Here is a 13166-nt window from a genome sequence, read left to right on the forward strand (position 1 = left end):
ATGCCCTGTTCGGGGCTACAGCGGGTTCGATCCGGATTCAGCTGCGGGTGAAATCTTCATCGAGCTTTGTGAACAGATCGTTAAAGGTTTGTTTAAAAGCGATCTGATTGCGGTTGGTCATGCCGACCAGCTCTACCTCGGTCGTTTCACCCTCAGGCCGAATAACCAGCCAGAGCTTACGATGCGGCAGATAAAACATGATACAGAGGCCGATCACCAGGATAGCACTACCGACCCAAACCACATTCATTCCGGGGTCTTTAGCCAGCTGCAAACCGGTGTAATAGACGTGAGAATAGTCTTCCAGCATCGGAATCACCGGCCACGGCAGCTGTGGAATCAGATTCACCGCCTGCACGGTGCGGCTACCAATATCCTGAATGTTTTCCGGCGGGTTATCACCATAGACGTCAGCCATAGCCTTTTTGAATGCCGTAAAATTCGCCTTCTCATCGGCTTTACCCTGCACCTCGGAGAGATGAACAATAAAAGCGTGGAATAGACGCCACTCATCAGGATTGGTCAGATCCAGCCCCAATCCGACCGACTGGTAATCCTTGGCATCTCCGGTGAGTGACACCATCAACCATGAGCCCTGGTTGTGGCCGTGACCATCAACAAAGGGGTTCATGTACGATTTAACCTTAACCGGTTTCATGCTTGGGCCACGGATCACATACTCTACCGAAGGTCCGATATCCTTGAACTTACGCGGCTCGCCCGGATCAGCGACATTCTCCACGTTATAGGGCCTGAAATCGGTCACCTCAAGAGAGACACCGGTCTCCGGATCGTTCCAGGTTTTGTAAACCGCGGTTTTGATAATGCGTGTTTTCTGGCTGCCATCCATATGGAACAGCTTGAAGCTGACATCGGAGCCGCCATCACCAAAGCTGGCCTGATAGATATAGACGCCTTTATAGAAGAGTGGCTCATTCACAATGATATCGGAGGTCAGCACCTCTTTGCCTTCATCAATAATGGTCAGATTACTGCGGAACTCTTTGGGTGCACCGGTCGGGAAGAAGTCGATCTCAAATGAGTTGCAGCGCACCTCAAACGGCATATCCATACCAACGGTTTCCGTACCCTTTAAGAAGGAGATGCTGTGCTCCATCTTACCTTCTGGCACCGCCATATTACCACGGAAGCCAAACTGCACGCTGATCCAGCCGCCCACGAGAACAATCAGAATGGCGGAATGCACCGAGATATAACCCCACTTGTGGCTGCGCCCCTTATCAGCACGGATAACGTGCTCTCCGTTCTCTTCAGAAGACTTAAACTCCCATCCATACAGACGCTTGCGGAAGCGCTGCTCAAGCTCATCGGGAGAGACCGCACCATCCAGCTGCCACTTCTTCTGCAGCTCCATGCGGTTGCGTGAACGCTCATTGATGGTGACCTTACGGCTACGCATCTCCTTGAGCATCTTGGGCACATTGCGCCACAGGCAGGCGGTCAGTGAGAGCATCAGGAAGCCGAGCAGGGTCTGGAACCACCATGTGTGATACATGTCGAAGAGACCGAGCGAGCGGAATACCCAGTACCAGAGCGGGCCGAACTGCTGCAGGTAATCGGTCTGCTCCTGATTCTGTAGCAGTACCGTGCCGATGACGGAGGCGATAGAGAGCACCATCAGTAGAACGATGGCCAGTGACATCGAACCAAGACGCTGCCACAGCTGTTTCAAAAAATCGGAGAAAGAATTCATGGCGGCATGTTAGCCATTCATCACTGCGCCGTCATGGCCGAATTGTGGTGGAATCATTACGCCATACACGCAATAGAACTGAGGCTTTGCCTGTGCTTGCTGGCCCCTGCAGCACTGCATCGAGATGGCGATGCCAGCGCATGCACAGTTTTCGGCTCGGCTCGGCTGTAGTTCCACCCCTGCGATTAAGGCTGGATGAGAGCAGAAAACCGCCACAAGCCGCTGCCAGTTGGCGGGTCTGTAGACTGGCATCGACACGTACAGCCACAGTGCTTTTGCGGTAGCAGACAGCGCTCAAACCCGGTTTGGCAGAAATAATCAGCGTAAAAGGACCCGGCCAGGATGAGCGGATTACCCTGCGCAGTTCAGGTGAGTAGAAACGAATCAGCCCACAGGCGCGCTGCACAGAGTCGGCCAGCAGCAGAAATGGCCCCTGCCGCTGCTTAAAGCGCACCAACCTGTTTACCGCTTTGGCAGATTGTGGATTGGCCGCCACCCCGGGCAGGGTGTGGGTATAATGGGCAATGATGCCGCCCCGATGAAGCAGTGCTGCCGCCCTGAGGGCGGCCAGCTTGCTACGGACCGGACTAGGCTTCAGCGAGAATCGCCTCTGCCTGTGCAGCACGGTCTGCCTTCAGTTTTGCAGTGAGATCTTCATCGGTCTGGGCCAGCATCTGCACAGCCAGCAGGCCTGCATTCTTGGCGCCGTTGATACCGACCGTGGCAACCGGCAGACCCGGAGGCATCATCACGGTAGAGAGCAGAGCGTCCTCACCATTGAGCGGGCCAGATGCAATCGGCAGTCCGATCACCGGTTTTACCGTTTTGGAGCAGACCACACCGGCCAGATGAGCCGCCATGCCAGCAGCACAGATAAAGACTTTACAGCCCGCCTCTTCAGCCTCTTTCACAGCCTGCACAGTCGCCTCAGGTGTACGGTGAGCCGAGCGCACCATCGTCTTATAGGCTACACCGAACTCATCAAATACAGCCTCAGCCTTGGATACCACAGGCCTGTCATTGGCGCTGCCCATCAGAATTAATACTTTAATCGCTTCCATTATTCATAAACTCCTTGCACCACAAAGACACGAAGGACACAAAGAAATGATAATGATTCCCGTGACCAAACGCCTTCTCTGGTTGTTAATGACTCAACCTCTTGAGCAGCTGAACACAATGGCTTTCTCATGATTACCTTCGTGTTCTTCGTGCCTTCGTGGTTAAGCCTTTTCCTCTCTTACTACCGCACGATAACCGATATCCCGGCGATAGAAACCACCCGGCCACTCCAGCTTCTTAAGCGCTGAATAAACCGTGGCCTGTGCCTCTTTCACTGTTGCTGCCACAGCTGTCACACCCAGCACACGGCCGCCGGCATTAACAATCGCACCATCTTTTTCTGCCGTGCCGGCATGGAACACCGCAGCACCGGCTGCCTCAACAGCATCCAATCCGCCGATCACCTGCCCCTTTTCAAAGCTTGCCGGGTAACCGTCAGAGGTGACTACTACGCAGAGGGCCGTGCCCGCTTCCCATTCAAGTGTTACACCATCAAGCTTCTTGTTGGCAGCCGCCAGCAGCACATCGCCAAGATCGGATTTCAGACGGCTCATCAGTGGCTGGCACTCCGGATCACCAAAGCGGACATTAAACTCCAGCGTTTTTGCGCCCTCATCAGTGAGCATCACACCTGCATAGAGGATGCCGATAAACTCTGCACCGCGCTTTTTCAGTGCCGCCACAATCGGGCGGGCAATCGTTTCAAGGACTGTCTCTTCAACCTCTGCCGTCACACATGGCGCCGGAGAATATGCTCCCATGCCGCCGGTGTTCGGTCCTTTGTCGCCATCAAGCAGTGCCTTATGATCCTGGGAAGAGGCCAGTGGAAGAATGGTGTCACCGGAAACAATGAACAGACAACTCGCCTCTTCACCAACCAGACACTCCTCAATCACCACCTGTGAACCAGCATCACCGAAGCTGTTACCCGCCAACATATCGCGTACCGCATCGATCGCCTCTTTCTCACTCTGGGCGACAATCACACCCTTTCCTGCGGCAAGACCCGAGGCCTTAACCACAATCGGGGCACCCCATGAACGGATCGTATCGACCGCCTCTTCCACATCAACATGCACTTCAAAACGTGCCGTTGGCACACCTGCTTCATACATCAAACGTTTGGAGAACGATTTGCTGCCCTCAAGATTGGCTGCCGCTTTATCAGGACCGAAAACCGGGAACCCCTCTTCACGCAGCTGGTTGCCCAGCCCCAAAACCAGAGGCACTTCAGGACCGATCACCACCAGATCCGGCTTCTCCTGCTGAGCAAGCTTCATCAACCCCTCAATATCCTCAGCACCCACATTCACACAGCGGGCTTCACGGCTAATGCCCGGATTTCCCGGTGCACAGACCACCTCAGTTACACTGGGGGAGCGTTTCAACTTCCAGCAAAGCGCATGTTCGCGACCGCCACCACCGACAACCAGTACTTTCATGATTTCAATCCTCTTGTTTGACGCAGATTAACGCAGATCAACACGGAAAACAGATTTTCTTCTCTCTGCTTTCATCTGTGTGCATCTGTGTCAGTTATTATTTAATGGCGGAAATGGCGGATGCCGGTGAATATCATCGCCAGACCATGCTCATTGGCCGCAGCAATCACCTCTTCATCACGCATCGAACCACCCGGCTGAATCACAGCTTTGGCACCTGCATCAGCCAGCGCATCAACACCATCACGGAACGGGAAGAAGGCATCGGATGCCACAGCCGAACCCTTAATCGCCTCACCACCATGGAAGGCGGCAATGCGGGTTGAATTCACACGATTCATCTGCCCTGCACCGACACCGAGTGTGGTGCCGTTCTTGGCAAACACAATGGCGTTGGATTTCACATGTTTGGCGACCGACCAGGCAAAGAGCATATCATTCCACTCAGTCTCAGTCGGAGCGCGCTCAGTCACAACTTTGCACGCATCACGATTAAGAATATGGGCATCACGCTCCTGCACCAGCAGGCCACCATTGACACGTTTGAACTCCCAGCCACCGGCTACCGCATCCACCGATGGTGCCAGTAGCAGGCGCAGATTCTTCTTGGCAGCCAGTGCCTCACGCGCCGCATCGGAGAAGCCCGGTGCAATCACCACTTCCATAAATGTTTCAGCAATCAATTGTGCCGTCTCACCATCAAGCGGGCGGTTAAAGGCAGCAATACCACCGAATGCAGAGGTGGCATCAGCTGCGCGGGCGCGCTCATAAACCTCAGCCTGTGAACCACCTACGGCCACACCGCACGGGTTGGCATGTTTGACAATCACCGCAGCATTGTCTGTGAAATCGCGCACACAGGAGAAGGCAGCATCAGCATCGGCAATATTGTTATAAGAGAGTGCTTTACCCTGCAGTACTTCGCAATCAGCCAGCGAGAGCCCCTCATCTTCGATATCCGCATAAAATGCGCCATCCTGATGCGGATTCTCGCCATAACGCAGCTCATCGGCAGTTTTGATGAACTGACGGGTAAAGATATCAGGGAATTTACGTTTGGAGCCGTCACCATTGAGTGCTGAGAAGTGGTTGGCAATGGCGCCATCATAGGCGGCGGTGTGGGCATACGCCTTGGTAGCCAGCCCGCGACGCACATCTTCACTCAGCAGGTCGCTATCGATGGCAGCAATAATCATTTCGTAATCGGACGGATCAACAACAATGGTAACAAACTTATGATTCTTGGCCGAGGCGCGCACCATGCACGGGCCGCCGATATCGATGTTTTCAATTGCATCATCAATCGTGCACCCCTCTTTGGCGACCGCTTCGCGGAACGGATAGAGGTTTACACAGACCAGATCAATCTGCTCGATACCGTGCTCGGCCATCGATGCCAGATCACCCTCGTTATCACGACGGGCAAGGATGCCGCCATGAACTTTGGGGTTGAGGGTTTTCACACGACCATCCATCATCTCAGGGAAGCCGGTGTAATCCGATACATCACGGCACTCAATGCCGACTTCACGCAGCAGTTTGGCAGTGCCGCCGGTGGAGAGGATTTTAACGCCGCGATCAGCCAGCGCTCTGGCAAAAACCTCCACGCCTGTTTTGTCTGAGACACTGATCAGCGCCTGTTTGATAGAAGCCATGTGAGCCACTCCGGAAATGGGGAATAAGAAGGACCCGGAAATCTACCTGTTGGCACTCCAATCGCAACCATCGTCATGCAACAGGTATGTAACAGCACATTCAGCATCGATCTTTGCTGCCTGACCTTGCTGCTCAAATCCATCAGTTGCTTGCGCCAAGACTACGGTCAAGCGCTCAATCAGAGGGCCTCTCTGCACAAGCCATCCCCTGCAGATCTGTTGTGATCATAGGCACCGCCATAACACCTTTGCAGCATTAGTAACGCTGCAGTAAGGTTTGAAATCTCATTTTCTGCTTCGCATTATTAGATAAGCGAAGCGACAACCCAAAGGATGGATATATGAGCAGTTTTCATTATGAAGCGGAGTGTGCCGCCACGCCCATTTTCGGTGCCCGCTGGCAGGATGACCCGTATACAGCAGTCATCAACTTTCAGAATGAAAAAGCGATCTCTCGTTATGGCGATCAACGCGGACGTAAACTGCTCGATCTGTTCAGTGAAATCCTTGAACACAGCTCGAACAAACACAACACCGGCAAACAGCTATTAAAACAGCTGTTTGATGAAGGTGTGCTGAAATCGATTGCCGGCTCCCTCGCCTCTATGCGCGTCGAGCTGTTTGCATCGATTCAACAGGAGCGAGAGAACTCCATTCAAATGAGCCTGTTTGATGTAACTGACCGTTTCCTGGATCACCTGAGCCAGATCCCGGGTCGGGAGCTCTTTTTTGATCTGCTCGATATGGAGCTACATCGCGCCACACGTGATAAAACCGAGCTGCATGTCTGCTTCCTCGATCTCGACGGTTTTAAACAGACCAACGATCTCTACGGCCATAAAGCCGGTGATGATGTCATTGTTGAGGTGGCCCGTCGCCTGAAAGGCTGCCTGCGCAAACATGAGACAGTTGCCCGCTTCGGCGGTGATGAGTTTGTTATGCTCTTATCTGGCAAAACGATTGATTCAGTACATCTGGCAGAGAAGAAGATTATCCCGCTGATCAATGAGCCCTACCACTCTGATGGCCATGTCATCGATTTTATCGGCGCCAGTATCGGCGTCTCCTATGCCCCTGCCCATACCAGCAATGCCGATGAATTGATCAACCACGCCGATGATGCGATGTATGTCGCCAAAGATCGCGGCAAAAACCAGATTGTTGTCTTTGAGCCGGGTATGGAGGGGATGAAAAAGCACTAACTCCAGCCCTGACCCTCTACCGCTCTATAATCACAACTGTTTTAGCCAATTTATCATGCCACCCCTGTTTGCGCGGATCATAGGCCACCCAGAGCAGCCCTCCGCCAAGCGGGATCGATGAGACAAAATAACCGAGATAACGGATCACCAGCTGTCGCATATTTGCAGGCCCAAGTGTTTCAGCATCTACAATGCGCAGCCTGAAGATCATTTTACCCGGTGAGGCACCTTTGAAATACCAGAAGATAATGACCGCCACGGCTGGTAGCAGCCATGAAATCAGCACATCCCAGAAACCGGCAGCAATCTGGTTGGGATTAAAATATTGATCACCGTAAATGCTGTAGAGCAGCGGCGTGGTGAGCAACACAATCAGCAGTGAATCAATCAGCGTAGCACCAACACGCAGCCAGAAACCACCGTATTGCACGGCATGCTCCGCCGCATCTTCCCGAACCATCTCCGTCTCACTCATCAATCAATCCTGACATAATCGCCAGTGTAACGATTTCGCCACCGATGCAAACATCGCGATTTGCGCAGACCCCCGCTTTGAATCATGATCGCCACCCTGACAAAACCCTCTCTGGAGAGCCCATGACCAAGTTACTACTGACATTTTTTCTACTCATAAGTTTGATGCCTGCTGTGCACGCCGCAGAACTTAAAGAGAGCATTTACAAAAACGGTGTCAAACTGATCGTTGAAGAGGATCACTCCGCCCCCGTTGCCATGGTACAGATCTGGCTGCGCGTCGGTGGCCGTGATGAGCTGCCGGGCAAAACCGGCCTGGCACATGTATTTGAGCACATGATGTTCAAAGGCTCCGACAAGCTTGAACCGGGTGAATACAGCAAACGCATCTCTGCCATGGGCGGCAATGACAACGCTTTTACATCAACCGATTTCACCGCCTATTTCGAGACGGTTCCGGCCAAACGGGTTAATGAGGTTCTGGCGATGGAGGCCGAACGCTTTGCCAACCTGAAACTGCGCGATGAGGATTTTCAGAAAGAGATAAAAGTGATCATGGAGGAGCGCCGCATGCGCACCGAGGATGATCCCAACAGCCGTATGTTTGAGGAGCTCTCCGCCGCCTCCCTGCGCCTGCACCCCTACCGTAACCCGGTGATCGGCTGGATGCAGGATCTCGAACAACTGACCATCGCGGATGTGAAAGCCTTTTATAAGAAACACTATGTGGCAGGTAATGTGGTTGTGGTTGTGGTCGGCGATGTCGATTTTGATCAGATGAAGAAGGCCGTAGCCAAAACCTTTGGTCGCCTTAAAACAGGCCCTGTTCCGGCCCGTTTTAATCCGGTTGAGCCCAAATCCTTCGGCCCTAAACGTATTGAAGTCAGTCTGCCTGCCCAGCTGCCGATGCTGGCGATTACCGTGCCTGTACCTGTCTGGAAACCGGGCGAAAATGACCGTGAGGCTGCGGCACTATCACTGGCAACCCAGATTCTGGCTGGCGGCAGAGCGGCACGTATGCAGCGTGAACTGGTAGATGAGCAGCGCGCAGCCTTTGCTGCCAGTGCAGGCTACGATGCCCACGGCATGGGGCTGGATCTCTGGTACGCCTACGGCATGCTCGGCCCCGGTCAGAGCCCTGAGGCATTCGAAAAGAGCCTCTGGCAACTGCTGGGTGATATGGCAGTTAATAAGGTCGATGAAAACCGGCTCAATGCAGCCAAACGCAACATTATTGCCGCCAATGTCTTTGCTCAGGATTCGCTCTACCTGCGTGCCAAGGAGATCGGCCGCATGGAGGTTGTCGGTCTGGGAGCTGCCAACCGTGACCGCTGGATTGAAGCGATCAAAAGTGTCACGGCAGAGGATATTAAAACGGTCATGGGACGCTGGCTGAAACAGGAGCGCTCCACCACGGGCACGCTGCTACCGGAGGTGAAATCATGAGATATCGCCTGATTACAGCTCTTCTGCTACTACTCTCTTTCTCATCCACAGCCTCTGCCGTACCGCCTATTCAGCAGGCTCAACTCAACAATGGCCTGCGAATACTGCTGATGGAGGCACACAATGTGCCCATGGTCTCGATGAATCTTGCCATGGTGGCTGGCTCCCGTTTCGACACTGCCGATAAAGGCGGTACTGCCAGCATCCTTGCATCGATGCTCTCTGATCATACTGCCAAACATGGACATGAGGTTTGGGCTGATCTGCTTGATGGTGATGCCATCCAGTTGGGAGGCGGCGTTGGCCGTGATGAGATGAATCTATCTCTGACCGTGCTTAAGGATGTGCTGGAGCCGGGGCTGGATGCCTTTGCCGAAGCGCTGCTACAGCCGGGCTGGAACAAAAAGCGCTTTGCCATCATGAAACAGAATGCATTGGCATCGGCACAGAAAGAGCAGGAGGAGCCGGGCGTACAGGCAGGTGAGGCAGCAGCCACACTTCTCTTTGCAGGCCACCCTTACGGTCACCGCTCCGGCGGTTCACTGGCTTCGCTGAAAAAGATCGAAATTGCTGATCTCAAACAGCTCTATAAAACCCAGATCAAACCGCAGGGGGCAGTGCTTGCCGTCAGTGGTGACATCACCATGGCAGAACTTAAACCGCTGTTGGAGAAGAAGCTGGCCACATGGATCGGCTCTCCGGCAAACGGGCTGGCCGATATCACGGCCCCACAGGGTGTGCGTGGCAAAAATGTGGATGTGTCACTGCCAACCAGCCAGACACAGCTGCAGCTGCTGCGCCTTGGCCCAACACGCGGTGATGCGGACTTCTTCCCGGTCTTTGTTCTCAATCATATTCTCGGGGGTGGCGGCTTCGGCTCACGTCTGATGGAAGAGGTGCGCGAAAAGCGTGGGCTGACTTACGGGGTTTACTCCTACTTCTCACCGCTGGCGACCAACGGCCCGTTCGTGATCAGTCTGCGCACGCGCGCTGATCAGGCCACTGAGGCTGAAGCCGTAGTGCGCAACGTTCTTGCCGAAATGGCTGCTGGCAAGATCACAAAAAAACAGCTTACCGAAAGCAAAGAGAATCTGACCGGTAGTTTCGCCCAGCGCATGGACTCCAACCGTGAACGCGTCTCCCTCATCTCCATGATCGGGCTGTATAACCTGCCTCTGGATTATCTAACCGTCTGGAGTGATCGCATTGATGCCGTGACCCTGCAACAGCTGCGTGATCAGGCTGCTGTTTACCTGAATCCCGACCACTGGAACCGTGTCCGGGTCGGATCAAACCTGAAGTGAGGATCACTGCCGGAAGCTTGCGCGGGCGGGTGCTCAATGTGCCGGATGAGCCGGGCCTGCGCCCGACACCTGCCAAGGTGCGGCAGGCACTGTTTAATATCCTCGGCCCAATCGATGATATGCGACTTCTCGATCTCTTTTCAGGTTCAGGTGTAATGGCGCTGGAAGCGATCTCAAGAGGAGCTTCGGCACTCTCTATCGAGCAAAACCGCAGATTAACCCGTGACATGGAGCAGATTCGCCAGCAGTGGGATTTGGCTGCGGGCTGGCAGATCAAAACAAGTCTGGTGGAGAAAGGGCTGCCTGCTTTGGCGGGCCAGAGCTTTGATCTTATTTTTGCCGATCCACCCTACCATAAGGGTTTTGCTGAAAAGCTGCCGCAGTGGCTGGACAGAGATGATATCGGTTGTGGCTTGTTGGTCATTGAGGAGTCGACTCGAGTCAATCCGACCTGGCCTGAGGGGTGGCAATGTGAGCAGAGTCGCCGCTATGGTGACTCCACCCTCCACTTCCTCTCCAGAGATTGCTAATCCCACCGGAATAAATCCGCGATTCCCTAACAAAGGCTTCAACGCTACGGTTCGCCTCCTGATCTGGAGGTTATTGTGACTCACATCCGTATTGCAACGCGTCGTTCCCCGCTGGCCCTGTGGCAGGCTGAATATGTATCGGCTGAACTCAAAAGGCTTGATCCATCGGTGACCACCGAGCTGGTCAAGATTGTCACCAAGGGCGACAAAATTCTCGATGTGCCACTGGCACAGGTGGGTGGTAAAGGGCTATTCACCAAAGAGATTGATGAAGCACTGCTTGATGGCCGAGCCGATATCGCTGTGCACTCGATGAAGGATGTACCGACTCAGCTGCCTGAGGGGACCAGTATTCGCGCCCATCCCAAGCGCGAAGATCCGCGTGATGCTATCGCAACAATTACTGGCGGCGGTCTGGATTCGCTGCCTGAAGGCTCAACAATCGGAACCTCAAGCCTGCGTCGAATCGCCCAGCTTCAGTCTAAATACCCTTCATTCATCTTCACCTCGATTCGCGGCAACATCCAGACTCGCCTCTCCAAGCTTGGCACAGAGGTCGATGCAGTGATTCTGGCCGCAGCAGGCGTATGCCGCATGGGCATGGAAGCAGAGATGCACGAATTTATCGGTACCGATGTGATGCTACCTGCCGTTGCACAGGGCACACTCGGCATTCAGACCCGTGATGCTGATGATGGCATCAATACACTGGTCGATCAGATGAATGATCCGGAAACAGTTGTTCGCACCAAAGCTGAACGTGCTTTTCTGGCTACCCTTGAGGGTGGCTGTCAGGTGCCGATTGCGGCCTATGCCACACTCGATGGTGATTCACTGCATCTGAAAGGGCTGGTGGGTTCAGTTGATGGTAAAATCGTCATCGCACGCGAAGCAACAGGCGCCCAGAGCGATGCCGAAGCTATCGGCACTGCACTGGCCAATGAAGTACTGGATGCCGGTGCCCGTCCGATCCTCGAGGCGCTCTACGCCGAATCAAACAAGTAATTAACCAGCACAGCCTATCTTGTTCGTGTTAATTCGTGTGCATTCGTGGCTAGCGGTTCTATTCTTTACGGGTTTTGACTTCGATCCAGCGGGACATGAACTCTGTGCTGCGCTGATGATGATGACGCAGCATGGCACCTGTAAAATTGTTCAGTCGATGCTGCTCTAAATTGCCCTGCAGCGCTTTGATGCGCGCAATCAATGCGTGGCCGTTCGTCTCAGCACTGAACAGTGCTCGCACAATATCAAAGCCGCGCTTCCTTGCAGCACTCCAGGCTTGCTCATCACGGTAAAGGGCCACGGCAGCCTGGGCAAAACTCTCTGCATCATCTGCAATGCTGCCGCTCCACGGCAGATCACCAAACATGCCCTCTGCTCCTATAGTGGTGGTAACATTCGGTGTGCCACTGAGCATCGCATCGGCCAGCTTGGTCTTGATACCCGCCCCGAAACGCAGTGGCGCCAGACAGACTCGGGCCTGCGACATAACAGCATGTAGATCCTCGGCCCGTCCCAGCACACGGAAACCCTCTCTCTTGTTATCCAGAGCAGTTGCTTTGGGCGGTGTATAAGCGCCGTAGATATGCATTTCGGCTTCAGGCAGTTCAGCTCTTATCTTCGGCCAGATCTCCTCTTTCAACCACAATACGGCATCCCAGTTGGGTGCATGGCGGAAATTGCCGATGGCCACAAAATGAGAGCGCTGTTCGAATTCGGGCCCATCGGTACAAATCTGTGTCTCATTGAACATAAATGGGCAGTAGTGCAGCAGCGAAGCATCAAGGTTGAACTGCTCGATAAGCAATTCCATCTCATTATTGGATACCATAATCGAGAGATCTGAACGCAGTATCGCAGCGACCTCACGCTTGGCCACCTCACTGATCAGCTCATTTTTTGCAAGCTGACCAACAACCTGCCGCTGCTGTTTAAACTGCTTATGGCGTGCTTCGCGCAGCAGATGCAGGTCTACCGTTTCAATGATGCGCATCGCATCAGGGCAGGTCTTTTCCACCCGCCAGCCGAACTGCTCCTCCATTGCAAAACGATCAAAAAGAACGATATCCGGCCTTAAATCGGCCAAAAACAGATCAAAACTGCTCTCATTAACCATAATATCAGCTGTCTCTATACCAAGCTGCCTGAGATCCGCCGAATGTTCATTTGCCGCAGCCGTAGAGCCATAGGTCACCCGCCACCCCTGCTGCACAAACAGCCGGCTTAACTCCAGCATGCGCAGACCGGCACCGGATGAGGCCGGCTCAGGCCAGAGGCCTCCAACCATCAATACATTCATCTCTTTCTCTGCTGACATAAGCGCCATCTCAACAG

At 53.8% G+C, this 13166-nt stretch carries 12 protein-coding genes; 5 read left to right on the forward strand and 7 right to left on the reverse strand.

All coding sequences use genetic code 11. The features are described from left to right. Positions 1–37 precede the first annotated feature (37 nt). From F3F96_RS07120 to purH, 5 genes are all read right to left on the reverse strand, one after another. Positions 38–1714: a cytochrome c biogenesis protein ResB gene (locus F3F96_RS07120; RefSeq protein WP_241697714.1), complete on the reverse strand. Its 1677-nt coding sequence runs from the start codon at positions 1712–1714 to the stop codon at positions 38–40. Between the two features lie 31 nt (positions 1715–1745). Further along, positions 1746–2339: an L-threonylcarbamoyladenylate synthase gene (locus F3F96_RS07125; RefSeq protein ID WP_370465515.1), complete on the reverse strand. Its 594-nt coding sequence runs from the start codon at positions 2337–2339 to the stop codon at positions 1746–1748. Beyond that, positions 2302–2775, reverse strand: coding sequence for a 5-(carboxyamino)imidazole ribonucleotide mutase (gene purE, locus F3F96_RS07130; RefSeq protein WP_176962570.1), 474 nt, complete (start codon positions 2773–2775; stop codon positions 2302–2304). The genes F3F96_RS07125 and purE overlap by 38 nt, the downstream gene beginning before the upstream one ends. A 162-nt stretch (positions 2776–2937) precedes the next feature. Then, on the reverse strand, positions 2938–4218 hold the full coding sequence (gene purD / locus F3F96_RS07135; protein WP_176962571.1) for a phosphoribosylamine--glycine ligase: 1281 nt from the start codon (positions 4216–4218) through the stop codon (positions 2938–2940). A gap of 101 nt (positions 4219–4319) precedes the next feature. Continuing rightward, entirely contained in the window at positions 4320–5873 is a 1554-nt protein-coding gene (gene purH / locus F3F96_RS07140; protein WP_176962572.1) for a bifunctional phosphoribosylaminoimidazolecarboxamide formyltransferase/IMP cyclohydrolase, read from the reverse strand. 341 nt (positions 5874–6214) lie between these two features. On the opposite strand from purH, the gene F3F96_RS07145 reads away from it, so the two are divergent. Further along, on the forward strand, positions 6215–7075 hold the full coding sequence (locus F3F96_RS07145) for a GGDEF domain-containing protein (protein ID WP_176962573.1): 861 nt from the start codon (positions 6215–6217) through the stop codon (positions 7073–7075). Positions 7076–7091: 16 nt separating this feature from the next. Here the strand turns inward: F3F96_RS07145 and F3F96_RS07150 are convergent, their stop codons facing one another. After that, positions 7092–7550: an RDD family protein gene (locus F3F96_RS07150; RefSeq protein ID WP_206675290.1), complete on the reverse strand. Its 459-nt coding sequence runs from the start codon at positions 7548–7550 to the stop codon at positions 7092–7094. Positions 7551–7672: 122 nt separating this feature from the next. Between F3F96_RS07150 and F3F96_RS07155 the strand changes: the two genes are divergently transcribed. The 4 genes from F3F96_RS07155 (at position 7673) to hemC (ending at position 11834) form a co-directional block, all read left to right on the forward strand. Then, positions 7673–8995: a pitrilysin family protein gene (locus F3F96_RS07155; RefSeq protein WP_176962574.1), complete on the forward strand. Its 1323-nt coding sequence runs from the start codon at positions 7673–7675 to the stop codon at positions 8993–8995. Next, positions 8992–10299: a pitrilysin family protein gene (locus tag F3F96_RS07160; RefSeq protein ID WP_176962575.1), complete on the forward strand. Its 1308-nt coding sequence runs from the start codon at positions 8992–8994 to the stop codon at positions 10297–10299. The genes F3F96_RS07155 and F3F96_RS07160 overlap by 4 nt, the downstream gene beginning before the upstream one ends. A gap of 17 nt (positions 10300–10316) precedes the next feature. Beyond that, entirely contained in the window at positions 10317–10829 is a 513-nt protein-coding gene (locus F3F96_RS07165; RefSeq protein ID WP_241697715.1) for an RsmD family RNA methyltransferase, read from the forward strand. A gap of 75 nt (positions 10830–10904) precedes the next feature. After that, complete coding sequence (gene hemC / locus F3F96_RS07170; protein WP_176962577.1) at positions 10905–11834, forward strand: hydroxymethylbilane synthase; 930 nt, start codon at positions 10905–10907, stop codon at positions 11832–11834. 58 nt (positions 11835–11892) lie between these two features. On the opposite strand, the gene F3F96_RS07175 is transcribed toward hemC, so the two are convergent. Next, on the reverse strand, positions 11893–13149 hold the full coding sequence (locus tag F3F96_RS07175; RefSeq protein WP_176962578.1) for a glycosyltransferase: 1257 nt from the start codon (positions 13147–13149) through the stop codon (positions 11893–11895). Positions 13150–13166: the final 17 nt, after the last annotated feature.

The sequence above is a fragment of the Mariprofundus sp. NF genome (assembly GCF_013387455.1).
In the GTDB taxonomy this organism is placed as follows: Bacteria; Pseudomonadota; Zetaproteobacteria; order Mariprofundales; family Mariprofundaceae; genus Mariprofundus.